Below are 20,637 nucleotides of genomic sequence, written 5' to 3' on the forward strand. Positions count from 1 at the left end.
TGTCGTCATGGTGTTGCAATCGGGGCCAGCATATGGCGAATGCGGTTGATGTCACCGGACGGTTGTCGGATCCTGTCAGAGCTGATCGGTCTCGATCATGCTTCATCGGATGGAGCATTGGCGGCGGCCGCAGTCCGAAATATCATCGACCCTGCGAATTCTGCACCAGCTTGAGGAGCGCGCGAAATGCCAATGGTCACCACCAAGGACGGCGTCGAGATTTTCTGCAAGGATTGGGGCTCGGGACAGCCCATCGTCTTCAGCCACGGCTGGCCCCTGTCGGCGGATGACTGGGACGCCCAGATGCTGTTCTTCCTCGGCCAGGGTTTCCGGGTCATCGCGCATGACCGGCGCGGCCACGGGCGGTCCAGCCAGGTCAGCGATGGCCACGACATGGATCATTATGCGGATGACCTCGCGGCGGTCACCGCAGCGCTTGATCTGAAGAATGCCGTGCATGTGGGCCATTCGACGGGCGGCGGAGAGGTCATCCGCTATATTGCCCGCCATGGCGACGAACGCGTTTCAAAGGCTGCCATCATCAGCGCTGTTCCGCCACTGATGCTGAAGACCGAGTCCAACCCCGGCGGCCTGCCGAAGGAGGTCTTCGACGGCCTGCGCAAACAGCTCGCAGCCAGCCGAAGCCAGTTCTACCACGATCTCCCTGCTGGGCCGTTCTACGGTTTCAATCGCGCTGCCGCCAAGCCATCAGAGGCGGTGATCTTGAACTGGTGGCGGCAGGGCATGATGGGAGGCGCGAAGGCTCACTATGACGGGATCACCGCCTTTTCCGAGACAGACTTCACGGAGGACCTGAAGACGATCAACGTGCCGGTACTCGTGATGCACGGCGACGACGACCAGATCGTGCCTTACGCCGATTCCGGCCCTCTCTCCGCGAAGCTGCTCAAGAACGGAACGCTCAAAACTTACAAGGGTTTTCCGCACGGCATGCCCACGACAGAGGCCGACACGATCAATGCGGACCTGCTTTCATTCATCAGGTCCTAGTTCAACGCATGCGGGGTGGTCCAGCCTCGCCCCGCATGCGCCTGCTCATTCTGGCGGGGCGACTTCAGCCGCCCCTCAATAGGTTGCTCGCCCCCCTGAGACGTCGAAGACCGCGCCGGTCGAGAACGAACATTCCTCGCTGGCGAGCCAAGTGATCAGCGCCACGATTTCCTCGATCGCGCCGAAACGACCCATCGGGATCTTGGACAGCATGAAATCGATATGGCTCTGGCTCATCTGGTCGAAGATTGCTGTCTTGACGGCTGCCGGCGTCACGCAGTTGACCGTGATGTTGCTCGTCGCAAGTTCCTTCCCGAGAGATTTCGTCAGGCCGATGACGCCGGCCTTCGAGGCGCTGTAGGCCGACGCGTTGGGGTTTCCCTCCTTGCCGGCGATGGACGCCACATTCACGATCCGCCCATATCCGCCATCGCGCATGACCGGAACAATCTCGCGGTTGCAGTAGAAGAGGCCATTGAGATTGATATCGATGACCTGCCGCCATGCATCCACTGGATACTCCCACACCTTGGTGTTCGGGCCGGTGATTCCGGCGCTCGCAACCAGGATATCGATGCCGCCATGGCGCGCGACCGTTTCCGCACGCGCAGCCGCGACAACCGCCGGATCGGTGATATCGACCTGGATGCCCGTGACATCGGAACCCATCCCCTCGCAGGCTGCGTCAATGGCAGTCTGGTTCACATCCCAGATGACGACCTGCGCCCCCTCCTGGGCGAGCCGCATCGCAACGCCCCTGCCGATTCCTGAAGCGCCGCCAGTCACGACGGCGCGTTTTCCGTCAAAGCGTTTGCTGAACATCACTGAATTCTTTCGATACGATTATTGAACGGGCGGCGTCGCGTAGAGCACACGACCGGAAACCTTGATCTCCACATCGACGAGGTAGGTTTGCAGCGCCTTCATGTCGATGGTGATGCCGAGCCCCGGCGCATCGGGGGCCGCGATCTCGCCGTTCTCGTCTCGCATGAGGCGGTTGGCCGTGATGTCCCGCGCGAGCGCCTTCGGCGCAAACGGGAATTCGCAGATCGTGTGATCGGCCAGGCCCGCGAATGGCTGCAGCGACGCACTGAGGGCAAGGTGCGACGTGAAAGTGTGATTGACATAAGTCACGCCGCGCTCGACGGCATAATCGGCGACTTCTTTGGCGGGCCCGATTCCGCCGATGCGACCGCAATCGATCTGCACGAATCCAATGCCCCCGTAATTGATGAGATGACGCGCCATGGAGACGTTATGAGCGCCCTCGCCACCGGCGATCCTCACCTTCGGGCTCAGCTTGGCCAATCGTCCGTAGGCGTCGAGAGCACTTGCATGGAAGGGTTCCTCGAGCCAGACCGCGCCTGCGGCCTCAAGGGCGGGAAGGCGCGCCTCGGCAGCCGACACGTCCTCGCCCCAGATCTGACCCACATCGACGAGCAGGATGCCGTCGGGTCCAAGTCCCTCGCGCGCAGCTTGGAAGTGATCACGATCGGCCTCGACGCTCCCGCGTCCGATCGGTCCCCAGCCGAACTTCACCGCCTTGAAGTTATCGCTACGGGCCTTTTGCGCGCCCCTCAGGGTCTCATCCGGCGAGTCGCCAAAGAGTTGGGACGCATACGGCGTCTTTTTGTAGGATGCGCGGTAACCCAGGAGCGTCCAGACAGGCGCATCCATTGCTTTTCCCAGGACATCCCACAAGGCCATCTCGACACCCGAGAAGGTGTGAGCCGCCTGCAGGAGATCCATGCTGTTATAGGCAACCTCGGCGGCGATCCGCGCGATATCGGCCGGGCTGTCCAGCGTCTGCCCCAACACCGAGTCGGCAACGGGGCGGCACACGCCATGCGACATCGGGCAGTAGAAACCCGCAATGGACGTGAGGGGCGACGCTTCGCACTCGCCCCAGCCCACGAATCCGCCGGCCGACACTCGCACCAGCAGGGCATCCTGGCTGCCGTCAGCCTCTGTGGTGACTTCCGGCATGGACAGATAAAAAAAGTCGACGGACTCGATCTTCATAGCGGTCACCGTGCAGCGTGATGGGTTGGAGAGCGGTGGTAGATGACCGGCTGTGGCGCGAACATTACGTCGTCGTCGAGGGGATAGATCGGCCGTGCGCAGATGGTATGTCCCAGGCTTTTGAGATTGGCAGAGGTCGCGCCGGGCGCGTCCACGTTGAAGTTCTTGGCCACCCAGCCATCGTACATGTGATGTTCCGTGTGCGGGGACTTGACCACGATGACATCGAAATCCACCGGGTCGAGGCCGTTTGCATAATACATCGCGCGGTCGAACAGGCTGATCGACCGGCTGAACACGACAACCGTGAATGTGCCGAATGTCAGCACGGCCGTGGGCCCCGCATGGAGCGGGGTCTGCATCGTCTCCAACCGTGATGTTCCGTCCGACAGAAGGCGCACGGTCGCTTTCACGCGCAGAGGCCTGAAGCGATGCTTGTCGAAATGTCCGCCAAGATCGACGTCAATGGTCGCCCCAACGCCGGCTTCATGAGCCGCCGCTGCGGCCGGCGGATCGACGATCTGCGCCAGGACGCGCTTGTCAGAAGCTGCTTCCTGCAAGGCCCGCAGAATGACGTTTGAATCGCCGGTCGCACCGGACGAGGTCGCGTCCGCGGCGTCCGTAAAGACGACGGGTCCGGCGATGCTGCTCGCCTGCGCAATCGCACGGTCCAGACTCATGAGTTTTCCCTGCATCCTGAAGCGCTGCGGCCAGAACTCCTCCGCAAGCCGCATCGCCTCGCGGCTGGCGGTTGCCTCGTCGCCATCGGTCATGACCAGCACCTGCGAGCAAAGTTCCGGCACATCGGTGAAGGGGTTGCCGATCATGATACCGGCCGCCAGCGCAGTGCCGTCCCTCTCGATGCGACGGCACTCGCCAATCAGGTCGCCGTAACAACCGGTCTGCGTGATCAGCTCATCGCCGCGGACAAGCGCCGGGATGACGACGCGGGCGATGACCGGCTTCAGACCGCCGCGCAGCAGACGAAGGAGGAGATGCGCTGCGCGTTCGCCGGTGTCCGCAAAGTCTACATGCGGGTAGGTATGATAGATCGCGAGCCCGTCGATCTGCCGGAGCATCCGGTCGGTGAGGATGCCGTGCAGGTCGAGCGTGATGACAATGGGAACCGCGTCTCCGGCCATGCGGCGGAGCTCTGTCAGGAGATGCCCCTCGGGATCGAGTTCACCCTCCGCACCCATGGCGCCGTGAAGTGACAGATAAATGCCGTCAACGCCATCGAGGTTGGCGCGGCAGGCCTCCAGGATCTCGTGCGAAAGCCTTTGCCAGCCATCCGCCGCAAGAAGACCTCCGCTCCCCGCATGCGCGCTGATGACGGGAACGATCGTGACATCGGGTTGCGCCTCGAAGACGCCAAGCGCGCCGCCGATCGACGTGTTCAGACCGCGTTTCGCATAGAGCTCCTCTCCCCGCTCGATGTGAAAATTCTCGAACCGGGACGGCAGGGGGTTGAAGGATGAAATCTCCTGCATGCACTCGGCGATCAAGATCTTTGGCATGGCGTTCTCTTGTCCTCACGCGCTCAAACGATAGGTCGGAAGTGAACCGTCCTCGACACGGTGGCAGGCCACACGCCGTCCATCGGGGAGCGGGCTCAAGGCTGGGTCGATGGAGCGGCAACGGTCCTGCACAAACGGACAACGGGCCGCAAAGCGGCAACCCAGCGGAATGTCGTGCGCACTGGGCAGATCGCCGGTCAGCGCGTGGCGGTGACGGGGTTCATCGGGATGCGACGGCGGGATCGCCGACAGCAGCGCCTGCGTGTAGGGGTGAGCCGGCGTTGCGAACAGGCTGTCGGCATCCGCGATCTCAACGATGCGACCGAGATACATGACAGCGACCCTGTCCGAGATATGGCGGACCACTGACAGGTTATGCGAGATGAACAGATAGGTGAGCTGCAGCTCACGCTGCAGGTCCTGCAGCAGGTTGATGATCTGCGCCTGCACCGACACGTCGAGCGCCGACACGGCTTCATCGCAGACGATGAAACTGGGCCGCAAGGCGAGCGCCCGCGCAATGCCCACACGCTGCCGCTGCCCTCCGGAGAATTCGTGCGGATAGCGTTCTGCGGCCGAGCGCGGAAGGCCAACGAGGTCCAGCATCTCCAGCACCGATTGTGCGCGCGACGCGCGATTGCCGATGGCGTGGATCACGTAGGCCTCGGAGATCGCCTCGCCGACCGTCATGCGCGGGTTGAGCGAGCCGTAAGGATCCTGGAAGATGATCTGCATCTCCTTGCGGCTGCGCTGCAATTCGCCCTTGGACAGTTCCGTCAGGTCGCGGCCGTTGAACGCCACGGATCCGGCGGTTGGCTCGATCAGGCGGAGCAAGAGCCGACCCGTGGTCGACTTGCCACAGCCGGACTCGCCCACGAGACCAAGCGTCTCTCCCGACCGAACCGTCAGATCAACGCCGTCAACGGCCCGTGCACCGCCGGTTTTGCGGCCGAAGAAGCTGCTGCCACCAAAGACCTTCGTCAGCCCCCGCGCTTCGATGACGATGTCACTGCTCATGAGACAGCCTCGATCGGTCGTTCATAGCCAAAGGGACGGAAACATGCTGCCGCCTGATCGCCCGAGACCAGACCCAAGGGCGGTCTCTCGCGCTCGCAGATCTCGTGCCGATACGGGCACCGCGGCGAGAACCGGCAGGCCTCCAGCATGCTGCCGATGGCCGGCACCGCGCCGTCGATCGTCACCAGCCGCCCGCGTGGCCCCTTCATGTCGGGGATCGATGCGAGGAGCGCCTGGGTATAAGGATGCTGGGGCGTGTCGAAGATCCGGCGAACTGGCGCGATTTCGGCCATGCGTCCGGCGTAGAGAACCATCACGCGGTCGGCAATTTCCGCGATAACGCCGAGATCGTGGGTAATGAAGAGAAGCGAAAGGCCTCTCTCGCGACGCAGCTTGCGCAAAAGATCGAGGATCTGGGCCTGCACCGTGACATCAAGCGCAGTTGTTGGCTCGTCGGCGATCAGAACCTTTGGGTCTGCCGCAAGCGCGATCGCGATCATGACCCGTTGGCGCATGCCGCCCGAAAGCTCGTAGGGATAGGCGGAAATGCGCTTCTCGGGCGACGGGATCTCGACGAGGCGCAGCAGATTGAGCGCCTCCTTGCGAGCCTCATAGCCCGAGAAGCCCCGGCGGCGACGCAAAACTTCCACCACCTGATGGCCGACACGCATGACCGGATTGAGCGCGGTCATGGGCTCCTGAAAGATCATGGCAAGGTCACGCCCGCGCGTCTCGCGCCAATGGTCGGCCGAGCCGCTCGTCAACTCATCCCCGTCCAGCACGATCCGCCCGGCGGTCCGTCGAACGGCGCTCGGCAGAAGACCCATGAGCGACAAGGCCAGCATGCTCTTGCCGCTCCCCGATTCACCGACAACGCCGACGACTTCGCCCGGCGCGATGGTGAACGAGATATCCTCCAGAACGGTCGCGTGCGAGCGCGCAAGCGCCGTCGTCAGTCCCTGCACCGACAGGATCGGCTGGTCCAACCTTGCGCTCATCATGTCCTCATCCGCGGATCGAGGACGTCGCGCAGGCCATCGCCCAGCAGGTTGAGGCCAAGCACGGACACGATGATGGCAAGACCCGGGAAAATCGTGATCCACGGAGCCTCGGTGATAAAGTCGCGCCCCTGGGCGATAATGCTGCCGAAGGACGGCGCGGGCGGAGGTGGACCGACACCGATGAACGACAACGCGGCCTCGGCGAGAATGGCTGTTGCGAACACGTAGGTCAGACGAACGATCAATGGCCCAAAGGCATTGGGCAGCACATGGCGGCACAACACTCTCAATTCGGAGGCGCCGAGCGCGCGGGCAGCCTCGATGAATTCCCGTTCGCGGACAACGAGCACGGAGGCGCGCACGATCCGCGCCGTGTGGGGCATCGTGGCGATGGAAAGGGCGATGATGACGTTGACCACCGAGGCTCCGAGAACCGAGGCAACCGCGATGGCAAGAACGATCGCCGGGAAAGCCATCAGGGCATCCATGAGCCGCATGATCGGATTGTCGAAGACGGGAAAGAACCCCGCCGTCGCGCCGATGATCGTCCCAGCGATGCCGGTCAGGAGCGCCGTCATGAGGCCGATGATGAGCGAGATCCGCGCGCCATGGATCACCCGTGACAGGATATCGCGACCGAAGTGATCGGTGCCGAACCAGAACATTGCATCCGGCGGTCTGAGACGGGTGCGAAAGCTGTTGCGAAGCGGATCATAGGGGGAGATGACATCCGCGAGCAAAGCCACCAACGCAATCGCCAGAACAAGCGCTGCGCCGATCAGGAAGGAGCGGCTTTGCAGCAGTCGCGTCAGTGCGATGATCGTCGGGCTGCGCGTCGCCTGCTCGGTTTTCAGGACCGCGACACTCATTCGAGGCGGACCCGTGGGTCTGCGACCGCGTAGAGAATGTCAACCACGAGATTGACGGAGAGATAGATGACGGCCAAGAACAGCAAACCTCCCTGGATGACTGGATAATCCCGCGACAGGATCCCGCCGATGATCAGGCGTCCGACACCGGGAATGGAAAAGACCTGTTCGATGATGACGGCGCCGCCGAGCAATGCGCCGGCCACGATCCCGCCCACCGTCAGGATGGGAATGAGAGCGTTGGGCAATCCGTGACGCAGCATGATCTCAGCGCGCTTCAAGCCCTTGGCGTCGGCCGTCCGGATAAAGTCCTGATTGAGGATCTCAAGCATCGACGCGCGTGTCATGCGCGCGACGAAGCCGACCTGGATCACCGCAAGGGTCATGGCTGGCATGATGATGGCACGGGCCCAACCGACGATGTCTTCGCTGAACGGGACGTAACCACCCGTGGGGAAAAATCCGAGTTTCACGGCAAACAGCAGGATCAGCATGATGCCGAGCCAGAAGTCGGGAACCGACAAGCCGAATAGCGCCAAGGTCATCACCACCTGGTCGGGCCATTTGTTGTGATGAACGGCAGCCACGATGCCCGCAAGGACGCCGAGAACGACCGCGAACACCAGTGCAAGTCCAGCGAGCGAGAGAGTGACCGGAAGGCGCTCGATGATCGCTGCGGTCACGCTGCGGTTCAACAGGATGGAATGACCGAGATCGCCTTGCACGATGCGTCCGTACCATTCGAGCATCTGGACCGCCATCGGCCGGTCGAGCCCGAGTTGCTGACGCAGGCTCGCGATCTGATCGGGGGTCGCACCCGTATCGAGGAACGCGGAAGTCGGATCCCCCGGCACCAGCCAGATGATGGCAAAGGCCATGAGGGACACCAGGACAAGGACGACGAACGAGCCGACAAGCCGTTTTACGAGGAATTGCGCCATGAGGGCTCCGTTGATTCAAGACCGGCGGGAGGATATCCCGCCGGCCGTGCGGCCTTACGGCTCGAGCCAGACGCCCCACATGCGCGGAATGCGATAGGGCTTGAAGTTCTTCAGTTTGGCCGACCCAACCTGGAACAGCCCATAATTCCCCGCCTTCATGGCGACGGCGTTGTCGTACATGTGCTTCTGGAATTCGACGAAGATCTCCTTGCGCTTGCCTTCATCCATGGTGGTGTTCAGCGTCGCATAGAGATTGTCGATCGTATCGTCCTTCTTGAGCTGCGACATGCCGTTGACCCAGGGCGCCATCACGGATGCCGGACCCTCATAGGGCTCGATGCCGTAGCCATGGGCCCAGAACTGCCAGCCGTTCGGCGTGAAGCCGATCTTCGACACGGTCGGCCAATCGGCAACCGACAGTTCGACATTGATGCCGATCTCCTTGAGGCGCTGCTGAAGCACAGTCGCCGTGTCGGTGTTGGCGCGCAGATTGTCGACGATGAAGGTGAGCTTTTCACCCTTGTAGCCGGACTTTGCCAGAAGCGCCTTGGCGGCATTGAGATCGGCCTGGTTGTATTTTTCCGTGCCGGTCTTGGTATAGAACGGCGCGCCGGGATAGAGCCAGGCTCCGTCCATCTGGTTGATGTCCGGATACGAGATCTCCATGATCTCTTCCATGTCGAGGGCAGCCTGCACGGCCAGCCGGAAGTTCACGTCGTTGGTCGGCGGCTGGGCGTGGTTGAACTTGATCACCTGGAAGGCGAACGGCAGAACCTTGTAAACCTCATAGCGCTTGTCGGCGCCGAGCCTCTTTGCCGTGGCACCTTCAACGGTTTCAAGCAGCTGCACCTCGCCCGCTTCGAGGGCGGCGTTGCGGGCGCCGGCCTCCGGCATGAAACGGAAGGTGACGGTATCGAGGAAGACCTCCTTCTTGCCGGCCAGACCATCGCGGCCTGTCGCCTTGGGATTGGGCGAGTAGCCGTCATAGCGGGCGATCTTGACGTGGCTGTCGGGCTTGTACTCCACGAACCGGAAAGGCCCCGTGCCGATGATGTTGATCTGGTTGGCGGGCTTTGCCGCCTCTTCGGCCGGATAGATCGCAATCGGCGCACGCGGCGACGACAGATTGTCGAGAAACGTCGATTGAACCGTCTTGAGCGTGACGGTCACTTCGTGCGGACCCGTCTCGGTCACCGTGTCGACGGCGCTGAGCAGCGGAGCGGATGCGCCCAGCTTCCGGTAGCGCTCCAGGGATGCGACAACGTCCTTCGCATCGAGCTCCTTGCCATTGTGGAACTTGACCCCCTTGCGGATGGGGAACACGTAAGTCTTTCCGTCCGCTGAAATCTTCACGTCCTCGGACAGCTCGGGGACCGGCTTGGCATTTTCGTCGCGTGCGTAGAGCGTCTCGAAAATCTGCAGGGTGATGTTGCGTGCTGCCTGCGCCGAGGTCACCTGCGCATCGAGCGAGGGTGGCGCCTGCGTGATGGCGACAACCACGTCGCCCCCCTTCTTCTGCGCGATTGCAGCGCTCGAGGCAGTGAGCAGGACAGCTGCACCCAGGGCAACGGTTCTGAAGTCAAACCATCGTGTCATATGATCCTCCATCCTAATGGCACAAGGCCGGGTTCTCTCTGAAGTGAAGGCCTACACCTTGTCGTGATCGGCGTGCCGATCTTCGATGCTTGACCTGGTCGCGCGTGTGCCCGTTCCCTATTCGGGGACGGACGCTTCATCGTAATCGTTCATGACAACCGCAACGACATCGCCGCGCTGAACGCGCCCGGGTCCCGATGCCATCCACAGCACGCCTGCCCGCCGATAGCGCATCTCGATGGGATCGCGATCGACATCTTCGACGAAATGCAGGTAGCCCGCCACCTCGCCCTCCTCCACCGCGTCCCCGGCGAGATGACGTGGCTCGAACACGCCGACCGCCGGTGCAAACAGGTAGCAGGCGGGATCGCGCACCATCATGTGTCGGGTCACAGGCGAGCCATCGCGCTGTGCCGTATCCGGCTGCCCGTTGAGCACGCCGAGATGCTTGAGCACATTGTTGAGCCCACGCTTGCCGATGCGGACGCCTTCCACATGGACGCGGCCCCATCCGCCGAGTTCGGTTCCGACCGACAGAATTCCTCGGCGCTCGACTGACGAGGTCAGCGTGGCGCCTTCATCCACGCCCCAGAACACCACGTTGTAGGGCGCGCCGAAGGCGGATGCCGCCTTCATTGCGCGCGCGCGCAGGTCGGAATCCGCCACGTAATGCATGTTGGTGGACAGCGCCGATTCCATCGAGTGGCCGGCCGTGTGAAGATCGACCGACACATCGACGAGCGGCAGCAGAACCGTATCGATGAAATGTGCGAGCATCTCCGTGAAGGTTCCGCGCGGGTTGCCCGGAAAGCACCGGTTCATGTCGCGATGATCGATTGGCGACAGACGCGTATCGTTCAACACCGCCGGAACGTTGACGGCGGGCAACATGATGACGCGGCCCTGGATGTCCGAGGCCCGCAGGGTTTGTGCCAGACGCGAGACAGCGATCTGGCCCTCATACTCGTCGCCATGCACCCCGCCGGTGAACAGCACGGTCGGCCCAGAGCCGTTCTTCACGCACACGATGGGGATTTCGATTGTGCCCCACCCGGAGGTGTTGCGCGACAGGGGCGCCCGCAGGTAGCCGGCCTGCCGGCCTTCTCTGTCGAAATCGATTTCACACCGAATCCGGCTCTTCATCTCACTGCCAGCCATCAGACCCCGCCCGAAGAAATCTTGTCTTGATGGTCGTATGATGGTATACGATCTTACGATAAGTCAATGGCTGTTGTGTCGGCACGCTCTCTCGGGCAAATCGGTGACAAGGGCTCGTTGCGCCGAGACGGTGTCGATCTGCTCGGTCAAACCGGACACTATTGAGCGGCTGATGAGCGTCACCAAATCGCGACTGATGAAAGCACCGGCTGCGTCGGCCACGGAATCGCCCGGCGACAACGGCTGGCAACCGCTGCGTCCGCGCACACTCGTCGATGCCGTCATCGACGAGGTTGTGGCCGCAGCAGCCTCAAGCCGCATCCTCCCCGGCGACCGGATCGTGGAATCAGACCTCGCACTGGGTCTCGGCATCAGCCGCGTGCCGGTGCGCGAGGCGCTTCGCATTCTCGAAAGCCAGGGACTGGTCGTCAACGAGCCCTACAAGGGCATCCGCCTTCGGACGGTGACGCAGGAACGGATCGATCATCTCATCGAGGCGCGCGTCGCCCTCGAAACCTCCGCGGCCGTTCGCGCCATCGTTGCCGGTCACAATGACAGCAGGGCGGTCCAGATCCTTGACCGGCATGTGGACGAGCTCGAGCTGATGGGCACGCGCCAGGATGCCTACGGTTTCGCCAGCGCCGACACGGCATTTCACCGCGCCCTGTGTCAATTCAGCGGCAACGAGGTCGTCTGCGATCTGTGGGAAATGCTGTCGCGGCAACTCACCATCATCGTCGGCCTGTCCACGCTCGGAAAAGCGATGGCCGATATCGTGGATGAGCACCGCAAGCTGGTGAGCGTCTTCGCCTCCGGCGACGTCGAGGGCATGACGACGGCGCTCGACGATCACATCAACGTCCAGACGCACGCGCTCGACTTCCTCGCCATCATCGAGCGGCGCAGGGCCGAGCGGGATTCGGCAGACAAGGCCTGACGGCCATCTCAACACCTCTGAAGCGAACCAGACAGGGACCAATATGCCGGCTGTTCAACTTCCCCAGGCTGCTCTTCCGCCGATCCGGATCCGGTCGATCGAGGCAGCGCCTCTTCTTGGCGAGAGCCCAAAGGGAGGATGGTCGCACGAAATTCGACCGGACGATTCCATCCACGCGATCATCGCCGTCCACACGGATGCGGGCATCACGGGTTACGGAAGCTCCTTCACAGACGGCCGCCTGGTGCAGGCAGGCCTGAAGGTTCTCGAGCCTCTCTATGCGGGCGAGAATGCCCTCGAGCCCGAACGGCTGACCGAAAAGCTCCATCAGAACACCTTCTGGATGGGCCGCGGCGGCACGCTCACGCACACCATCAGCGGGATCGATATCGCCCTGTGGGACATTCTCGGCAAGGCCACCGGCATGCCGGTCGGCCGCCTGCTCGGCGGCAGCTATCGCAGCCGCGTGCAGCCCTATTGCTCGCTTCTCATGGAAGAGCCGGGCCTGATGCACCGGGTGGTCGAGGAGTACCGGGAGAAGGGATTCCGCGCCTTCAAGATTGGCTGGGGACCTTTTGGGCGTGCGCTTGATACCAAGCTCGATGAGGCGATCGTCCGGGCGGCGCGCGAAGCCGCGGGCCCGGACAATAAGCTCTTCGTCGATGCGGGGGCCAGCGACGCCAACTGGCCGCACGGGTTGAAATGGGCCATGCGGACAGCCGAAATGCTCAATGACTACGATGTCGGGTGGTTTGAAGAGGCGGTCAAACCGGACGCCATCAATGATTTCTGCCACTTGAGACGGGTCAGCCCCGTGCCGATCGCCGGCGGCGAGGTGTTGACCCGCCGCCAGTCATTCCTTCCCTGGCTGAGCCGCGGCGCTTTTGACATCGTGCAGCCGGATGTCACGAAGGTCGGCGGTATCAGCGAACAGCGCCGCATTGCCTGGATGGCGGCCGATTTTGGCGTCAAGTACATTGGCCACGGCTGGAACACAGCGCTCGGGCTGGCGGCCGATCTCCAGATGGCCGCAGCGTTCGCGGATGCGGATCTCGTCGAATATATCGGGGGAAGTCCATATGTGGACGGCATCCTGGCCGAGCCGTTTGCGCTGGATTCTGAAGGCTATCTCGCGATTCCGGACAAGCCCGGCCTCGGTGTAGCGATCGACCGCGAGAAGCTGGCCCGGTTCGTTGCCAATCCTGACGCGATGTTTGCCTGAGCTTCCGATCAATTGCCAAAAGCCGTGGGAGAACGCCATGTCGAGCCGCCTCAAGGGAAAAATCTGCGTTGTGACGGCCGCAGGCCAGGGGATCGGCCGCGCCATCGCCGAAGCCTTCGTGGCAGAGGGCGGCACAGTCTGGGCAAGCGACCTTGCGCTGGACAAGCTTGCCGGATTGGATAACGCAACGATCCGCGCCCTCGACGTGCGGTCCACCCAAGCGGTCAATGCCCTGGCTGAGGAGATCGGCGGCATCGACGTGCTGGTCAATGCGGCAGGCTATGTCCACCACGGCTCCGTTCTCGATTGCACGGAAGAGGATTGGGATTTCACGTTCGATCTGAACGTGAAATCGATGCACCGCATGGTGCGCGCCTTTCTGCCCGCGATGCTGGCCCGAGGCGGCGGATCGATCGTCAACATCTCGTCGGGTGCGTCGTCCGTGCGGGGGGTTCCCAACCGCTACGCCTATGGAGCGAGCAAGGCCGCGGTGATCGGCCTGACGAAGGCCGTTGCGGCTGACTTCATCCGGCAGGGGATTCGCGCCAACGCCGTCTGTCCCGGCACGATCGAGTCGCCCTCGCTCGAGGCACGGATCGAGGCCCAAGCCACGGCCCTCGGAAAATCGGCGACCGAGATCCGCCAGGGTTTCATCGACCGCCAACCGATCGGTCGCCTGGGGACGGCGCACGAAATCGCCCAGTTGGCCGTCTACCTCGCATCCGATGAGTCATCCTATACGACAGGGGCGGTCCACATGATCGACGGCGGCTTCTCTCTCTGAATGTCGGCGACTGTCGACGTCGAGGAAGCGTGAGCCGTCCCCCCGGTGGCGCCCTCCCGTCCGTGTGTCGGCGCGGGCTCCCTGCAGACCCGTTGTGTCGAATCCGACGCCCCATCCTCAGATTGACGATTCCTGAAGGAACCCGGGGCTCTGACCTAACGAAACCAAGCTTAAGGATGTTTACCGTTTGTTATTGAGAAGCCGGGGCCGGCAAACTAGACAGTAGAATGTGACTTTTCCGGAGAAGAGGAAGCCCCATGATCCGCTCTGTCCTTGCCGTCATTTCCGTCATCGCGACCATCAATGCGGGCTTTGCCTGTACGGCCGTCGACATCGTGGCTACCGACAAGTCGGTGGTTGCCGGGAGGACGATGGAATGGGCCTTCGACATGAAGTGGACCCTGGTCAGCCAACCCAAGGGGAGCCAAGTTACCCTTTCTGCGCCTCCCGATCTCAACCTGCCCGCCGTCACCACTGCGACGAAATACGCGGTGGTTGGGGTGAGCCCAGGCATTCTTCCCGGCTTGGCGCTTCTCGAGGGGCAGAATTCCGCAGGTCTCGGCATGAGCGGAAACTTCCTGCCGGGGTTCACCGAATACCAGACAGTCACCAAGGACGATAAGTCCTATGCGTCCATCTTGTCTCTCGGTTCGTGGGCTCTGGGAAATCATGCAACCGTCGCCGAGGTGCGAAAAGCTCTTCCGTCGATCAAGGTCTGGTCGGATTCCTCTCTCCCGAGCGGTCCCACGCCCGCCACCCTCCACTTTGTCTTCACGGATCGGAGCGGTGACGGCATGATCGTCGAATATGTGGGCGGCCAGTTGCAGATCCATGACAACGTCGCGCATGTGCTTACGAACGCGCCGACCTACGACTGGCACCTGCTGAATGCCCGCAACTTCCTGAACCTTTCCACCGTCGGAGTGGCGAGCCGCACCATCGGATCCGTGAATGTGACCGCCCTGGGACAGGGAGGCGGCATGATGGGTCTGCCGGGCGACTTCACGCCGCCCGCGCGCTTTATCCGCGCCGCGTTCATGCGGTTTAATATCACGCAGCCCGCCAATGCGAGCGAAGCCATTCAGTCGATCGGCCATATCCTGAACACGGTCGACATCCCGCTCGGCATCGCGCAGAGCAAGGAAGGCAACGAGATCGTCTCCGACTATACCCAGTTCGTGTCGATCAAGGACCTGACCAACAACCGGCTGCTGATCACCGATTACGCGCACCGCACCACCTTTCTGACCATCGACCTGAACACGATCTTCGCTCAGGACAAGCCGAGCTCCGTCGTGATCTCGGACCTTCCCTACCCGAACGCCATCGATGGCACGGCTGCCCTGAAGAACTGAATGCGACGGTCCAGGTCCGCCGTGTTCGTGCCCTGCGGCCTGCGAAACCGACAGCGCGGCCACTCTCGGGGAAGCGCGCCGAGGCACGTCGGCGTGGGCAGACTCGCATCCAAAACCATGAAATAGGCCCGGAAAGAGTAGCTTTGTAACGCTCGACATGCTTAACGTTTGTCCATTCACGCAGTTACCAAGCCGTTAACGACGTTCTGAAGTGACAGGCGCCGTCGGGTTCCCATCGCGGGTCGCGGCCGTTAGACTTTGCTTGGTAAATGGTAGGTTTCCGACCGCTTCGCCGCCTTGCGCGACGGACCGGGGAAGCAGGCGGTCGATGGCGCAAGCCAGAGCGCCCCGGCTTCGACCACCATTCAGTTGCGTCACGAGGGCTGATCATGGCGACCGAGAACAAAAAGATGAAAGACCCGGCCGAGGCGGCATTGACCGCTGTCGAGCAGGCGCTGAACCTTGATGAGGTTCTCAACCTGCAGCCGAGTGACCGCCCGGAGACCGGCCCGATCGTTGATCCCAAACTGCCCGATATCGACGATCACGACTTCACCAAAGGGGCCTTCGTCGAGGTCGACGCCAAGGCCCCGCGAGACCGTTTCGCCACACGCGAAACCGACGCATCCCAGCGCTCGGGTTTCATTGCACCCGATCGGGATGCGGTGGCCAATGACGACCGGCAGAATGTCGGCACGATGCTGCAGGCTCTCCAGGTCCGCCCCTCGGGCCGCGCCTATAACGTGGCGACGTTCCTCTCCCTGTTGTGGATCGCTGGCGGAGCTTTCTCCCTCTATTCACAGGGGATCACCACCCCTGAGCAGCTTTTGTCGGCCTACACGCCGGCTCAGCTTTCCGTTGCGGCCCTCGTGCTGGTCGCACCGCTGATCCTGTTCTTTATCGCCGCCATGCTCACGGTTCGCTCGCAGGAGATGAAGCAGGTTGCGCGCGCTGTCGGCGAAGTCGCCGTCCGGCTGGCCCAGCCGGAGAATTTTTCCACCGACGCAGTCCTGTCGGTCTCCCAGGCGGTCCGCCGGGAAATCGCCGCCGTCGGTGACGGCGTCGAGCGGGCGCTTGCCCGTGCCGGCGAGCTCGAAACACTGGTTCGAAGCGAAATCTCGACCCTCGAGCGTGCCTATTCGGACAACGAAATTCGCATTCGGTCCCTCATCGACGAATTGATCACCCAGCGCGAATCCATCGTCAGCAACGCCGAGCGGGTCCGCACGGCGATCACCGGTTCTCACCAGCACCTGACGCAGGATCTCGACGAGGCGGCCGAGCGCGTCGTCAGCGCCATCAGCGGCGCGGGCGAGCGGGTGACCGGCTCCTTCGAGCAGCGCGGCGAGCAGATCACCCAGGCTCTCGGCCGGGCCGGCGAGCGTGTCGTCGAGGAAATGGCAAGCCGTGGCGTCGAACTCGTCGACCGGCTCTCGGGCGCGAGCGACGAGATCAAGGTTGGCATCTCCGACGTCGGCACCACCATCACGGCCGCCCTCGAGAACAAGGCGCAGGACATCACCGGCGCGTTCGAGCGGACCGGCGACCTGTTGACGCGCCATCTGCAGGATGGGGCCGGACAGGTCACCCGCACGCTTGCCGAAACCGGCCGGGGCGTCATCGACGCCCTCGCCCAGCAGGGCACCGATGTGCGCGAAGCCTTCGAGCAGACCGCCAAGACCCTGGAAGACAGCTTCGCAGCGCGCGGGACTGAGATCACCGAGAAACTCTCTGCCACGAGCCACCTCATCACCGACGACATCGCCGCCCGTGCCACCGAGATGCGCGAGCAGATCGTCACGGCCGGCGCAGGCGTGGCAAGCGAGATGACCACGAGCGGCGACGCCCTGCGTGAGCAGCTTGCCGCTACCGGCACGGCCATTGTTCAGGACATCTCCTCCAACGGCACCCACTTGCGCGAGGCCTTTGCCACCACCGCGACCTCGCTCATCGAAGAGCTGGCAAACCGTGGCGGCGCGCTGCGCGACCAGCTGGCAACGACCGGCGTGGAAGTGGTCGACGAGATCGTCGTGCGCTCCGGTGAATTCCGCGAGAAGCTCGCTACCACCGCAGGCGAGGTCACCCGCGAGATCGTGGCGCGTGGCTCCGAGGTGCGCGAGCATCTCGAAGGGGCTGTCCGGATGGCCGACGAGGCGATCGGCACGCGGGTCGAGGACCTTGCGGTGCGGCTGGAATCGGCGAGCCTGCGGGTCAGCGAAACCGTCGGCGTGCAGGGCCAGGCGCTCGAGGGCAGCCTCACAGCCATGGGCGAGCGCATCGCTTCCCTCATGGGCGAGAAGGTCGATAGCTTCCAGACCGCCTATGAAACCCGCGGTCAGCAATTCTCGGACGCCCTGTCCCGCCAGGCCGACGACGCGCAGACGCGTCTTGCCGGCACCGGCAAGGATATCGTGATGGCCATTGCCAGCCAGAGCGCCCGCGTCAACGAGGCGCTGAACCGAACCGCCGAGACCTTGTCCTCGACGGTGGATACCCGCACCCGCGAAATGGAAGAGACCCTCGGGTCCCGCCTTGCAGCCTTCGAGGACGTGATGGGTCGCGGCGGCGACGTTGCCGAGCGGATTTCCCGCGATGTGGGCAGCCTGACCGACACCATCAGCGGACGCTTCGAGGAAATGGATCGTCTCATCACCGTTCAGGGCAAGACCGTGGCGGATTCCTTCACCGAGCGCGCCCGTGAGGCCACCGGCGCCATCGAGGCGCAGCTCTCCGCCCTGGAAGAGCTCGCCACCCGTCGCACCTCGGAAATCAGCGGCAATTTCGATACGATCGTCGGCCGCGTCGACCAGGCGCTGACCACCCGTGCGACCGCTCTCAACGAGGCCCTTGTCGTACGGACAGGCGAATTGGCCCGTGTGATGGCCGAAGGCGGGCGCGACATGGCGAGCGCCCTGTCGAGCCGCGTCGACGAAATCGGCGAGACGATGACCGCCAAGAGCACGGCAATCGCCGACACTCTGGCGTCCCGCGCCGACCAGATCAGCGCGACGCTGGGGTCAAGGGCATCGGAGATCAACCAGACGCTCGGAGCCCGGGCGGAGGAAATCGCCAACACTCTGGACACCCGCGTCGGCCTCTTCGAGGACCGCGTGGTCAACCGGCTCGATGGGGTTGTCGAGGCCATCGACGAGAAGGGCCAGGCCGTTCTGGTGTCGCTGGGCGGCCGCATCGGCGAGATCCGCAGCATTTTCGACACGCAGGGCCTGTCCCTGGTATCGAGCCTCGGCGAGCGGAGCGAAGCGCTCGGCCGGGACGTGGCCGCGATCACGGACGTTACGCTCAAAACACTGGAAGAGCGCAGCGGCGCGATCGGCCGGGACGTGGCGACCATCACGGATGAGACGCTCCGGACGCTCGAGGAGCGCAGTGCTGCGGTCATCGCCGGCCTTCAGGCGCGCAGCGATGCGCTGCTTTCCGCCCTGCAGAACCGGACGTCGGAGCTCACGTCGTCCTACACCCATTCGGCCGAAGCCTTGCGGACATCGATCGACGAAGGTTCGGCGCGGGCTGTCGAAAGCCTTATCGGCACCAACGCCCAGCTCCGCAACGAGCTGTCCGAGGTCCTTGGGCGGCTCGACCAGGCCAACAGCCTGCTGCAGCAGGTTTCGGCCAGCGCCAGCGGTAATCTCGGTGCCATCGAGGACGGGCTCGCAAGCCGCGTCCACCAGATCGAGGGGCTGCTGTCCGATGTGGCAAGCCAGACCGGCCGGGCGTCCGATCAGGTCGCCGAGCAGGTCGAAGCCCTGCGCTCCGTCTCCACCGGCGCCATACAGCAGGCCACCGATCTCGCACGGGCTCTGGAAGAGCGCGGGCGCTCGCTGACCGAAGGCGTGGGCACGCAGCTCCAGACCCTGACCACGGCCGCGACCTCGCTCGAAGAGGCCGAGGCGCGCATGAGCGCGGCGCTGGCCGGTCGCGAGCAATCCCTGAACGAGCTTCTCGGCCGCATCAGCAGTCGGTCGGACAATCTGGCGGCTGTCACCCAATCCTTCACCACCCTGGTGGAGGGATCCCTGCAGGCAGCCGAGACAAAAGCCCGTCAGATCGGCACGGTGCTGGCGGATTCCGCCGAGGCAACCAGCAGTGCGATCGGCGAGCAGTTCGAGCGAATCCGCACATCGACCGGCGCCGAGGGCGAGCGCACCGCGGCTTCGCTCCGCAGCGCCTACGAGCAGGCCGCAGCCGAAATGGCCGAAGCGCTCAACGGCGCGACCGCGAAATTCCGCGAGACCATGAACGAGATGCGCGGCATGACCGGGCAGATCCAGCGGGAACTCGAAAGCACCCGGGCGGAATTGCGCCGCGGGGTTGTCGACCTGCCGCAGGAAACCCAGGAGACCACGGCCAATATGCGCCGGGTCGTCGCAGACCAGATCAAGGCCCTGAACGAATTGTCGGCTCTCGTGTCCCGGTCAAACCGGGTGGTCGACGCCGCGCCGGCCGTGCAGCCGCGCCGGGTCAACGAGGCCTCCATCGCGGCCGTCGCGGCCGTGGTCGATCCACGTCCAGCCCAATCCCTGGCGCCATCGTCGGTGCCTGCCCCCGCCCCCGCCACGGCTTTCGCACGGCCGATGGAGCAGCGCCCCGCGGCGCCTCCCGCGTCCGCTCCCGCCATGGCGCCCGCCACGCCTGTTCGCCAGCCGGCTCCGGCAGCTGAACGTCCTGCCCCGCGTCGGGAAGAACCAGCGCCGCGCAGTGGATGGCTGTCCGGGCTCCTCGACCGCGCCTCCCGCGACGACGAGGGAGAACAGGCCCGCGGCGCGGGACGGCCTGACCGCTCCCGGGTCAACAGCCTCGAATCCCTGGATTCGATTTCGGTCGACATCGCCCGCATGATCGATCACGACGCCGCGGTGGAGTTGTGGGACCGCTACAAGCGCGGTGAAAGCAAGGTCTTCACCCGCCGGCTTTACACCCTGCAGGGCCAGCAGACCTTTGACGAGATCCGTCGCAAATACGCAGGCGATGCGGAATTCAAGCAGACCATCGACCGGTATGTGGAGGAGTTCGAGCGGCTTCTGGCCGAGGTCTCACGGGACGACCGGGACTCGATGCTCACCAAGACCTACCTGACGTCCGAAACCGGCAAGGTCTACACGATGCTCGCCCATGCCAGCGGCCGTCTCGACTGAAGCCTGAGCAAAGTCACAATCTGAAAAGCGCGGCTCAGGTCGCGTTTTTTTATG

At 63.5% G+C, this 20,637-nt stretch carries 15 protein-coding genes; 6 read left to right on the top strand and 9 right to left on the bottom strand.

Annotated features, from left to right (window positions below; translation table 11 throughout):
• The first annotated feature begins 186 nt into the window (after window positions 1–186).
• The gene (locus J4G32_RS04030) at window positions 187–1,011 is read left to right on the top strand and encodes an alpha/beta fold hydrolase (protein ID WP_210484698.1); all 825 of its coding nucleotides are present in this window, start codon (window positions 187–189) and stop codon (window positions 1,009–1,011) included.
• Between the two features lie 75 nt (window positions 1,012–1,086).
• Here J4G32_RS04030 and J4G32_RS04035 read toward each other — a convergent pair whose 3' ends face one another.
• The 9 genes from J4G32_RS04035 to J4G32_RS04075 form a co-directional block, all read right to left on the bottom strand.
• Window positions 1,087–1,833, bottom strand: a complete 747-nt coding sequence (locus J4G32_RS04035; RefSeq protein ID WP_210484699.1) for an SDR family NAD(P)-dependent oxidoreductase — start codon at window positions 1,831–1,833, stop codon at window positions 1,087–1,089.
• A 21-nt stretch (window positions 1,834–1,854) separates the two neighbouring features.
• Window positions 1,855–3,033, bottom strand: a complete 1,179-nt coding sequence (locus tag J4G32_RS04040; protein WP_210484701.1) for a mandelate racemase/muconate lactonizing enzyme family protein — start codon at window positions 3,031–3,033, stop codon at window positions 1,855–1,857.
• 5 nt (window positions 3,034–3,038) lie between these two features.
• A complete protein-coding gene (locus tag J4G32_RS04045; protein WP_210484703.1) occupies window positions 3,039–4,550 on the bottom strand; it encodes a M81 family metallopeptidase in 1,512 nt (503 codons plus the stop codon).
• Between the two features lie 15 nt (window positions 4,551–4,565).
• Window positions 4,566–5,567: an ABC transporter ATP-binding protein gene (locus J4G32_RS04050; RefSeq protein WP_210484705.1), complete on the bottom strand. Its 1,002-nt coding sequence runs from the start codon at window positions 5,565–5,567 to the stop codon at window positions 4,566–4,568.
• A complete protein-coding gene (locus J4G32_RS04055) occupies window positions 5,564–6,565 on the bottom strand; it encodes an ABC transporter ATP-binding protein (RefSeq protein ID WP_210484707.1) in 1,002 nt (333 codons plus the stop codon). The genes J4G32_RS04050 and J4G32_RS04055 overlap by 4 nt, the downstream gene beginning before the upstream one ends.
• On the bottom strand, window positions 6,565–7,437 hold the full coding sequence (locus J4G32_RS04060) for an ABC transporter permease (RefSeq protein WP_210484709.1): 873 nt from the start codon (window positions 7,435–7,437) through the stop codon (window positions 6,565–6,567). Before J4G32_RS04060 ends, J4G32_RS04055 begins: the two co-directional genes overlap by 1 nt.
• Complete coding sequence (locus J4G32_RS04065; protein ID WP_210484711.1) at window positions 7,434–8,378, bottom strand: ABC transporter permease; 945 nt, start codon at window positions 8,376–8,378, stop codon at window positions 7,434–7,436. Before J4G32_RS04065 ends, J4G32_RS04060 begins: the two co-directional genes overlap by 4 nt.
• Before the next feature lie 54 nt (window positions 8,379–8,432).
• The gene (locus tag J4G32_RS04070; protein WP_210484712.1) at window positions 8,433–9,974 is read right to left on the bottom strand and encodes an ABC transporter substrate-binding protein; all 1,542 of its coding nucleotides are present in this window, start codon (window positions 9,972–9,974) and stop codon (window positions 8,433–8,435) included.
• Between the two features lie 117 nt (window positions 9,975–10,091).
• Complete coding sequence (locus J4G32_RS04075) at window positions 10,092–11,132, bottom strand: succinylglutamate desuccinylase/aspartoacylase family protein (RefSeq protein ID WP_210484714.1); 1,041 nt, start codon at window positions 11,130–11,132, stop codon at window positions 10,092–10,094.
• A gap of 172 nt (window positions 11,133–11,304) precedes the next feature.
• Here J4G32_RS04075 and J4G32_RS04080 point away from each other — a divergent pair, with 172 nt between their 5' ends.
• From J4G32_RS04080 to J4G32_RS04100, 5 genes are all read left to right on the top strand, one after another.
• The gene (locus J4G32_RS04080) at window positions 11,305–12,069 is read left to right on the top strand and encodes a GntR family transcriptional regulator (protein WP_246504756.1); all 765 of its coding nucleotides are present in this window, start codon (window positions 11,305–11,307) and stop codon (window positions 12,067–12,069) included.
• A 43-nt stretch (window positions 12,070–12,112) separates the two neighbouring features.
• Window positions 12,113–13,291, top strand: coding sequence for a mandelate racemase/muconate lactonizing enzyme family protein (locus J4G32_RS04085; protein WP_210484716.1), 1,179 nt, complete (start codon window positions 12,113–12,115; stop codon window positions 13,289–13,291).
• Window positions 13,292–13,328: 37 nt separating this feature from the next.
• Window positions 13,329–14,075 carry an SDR family oxidoreductase gene (locus J4G32_RS04090; protein ID WP_210484718.1) on the top strand — a complete coding sequence of 249 codons (747 nt, stop codon included), beginning with the start codon at window positions 13,329–13,331 and terminating at the stop codon, window positions 14,073–14,075.
• Between the two features lie 257 nt (window positions 14,076–14,332).
• Entirely contained in the window at window positions 14,333–15,430 is a 1,098-nt protein-coding gene (locus J4G32_RS04095; protein WP_210484719.1) for a choloylglycine hydrolase family protein, read from the top strand.
• 389 nt (window positions 15,431–15,819) lie between these two features.
• Window positions 15,820–20,583, top strand: a complete 4,764-nt coding sequence (locus tag J4G32_RS04100; RefSeq protein WP_210484721.1) for an apolipoprotein A-IV repeat region-like domain-containing protein — start codon at window positions 15,820–15,822, stop codon at window positions 20,581–20,583.
• The last annotated feature ends 54 nt before the right edge of the window (window positions 20,584–20,637 follow it).

It is taken from the genome of Microvirga antarctica (genome assembly GCF_017921815.1).
In the GTDB taxonomy this organism is placed as follows: domain Bacteria; phylum Pseudomonadota; class Alphaproteobacteria; order Rhizobiales; family Beijerinckiaceae; genus Microvirga; species Microvirga antarctica.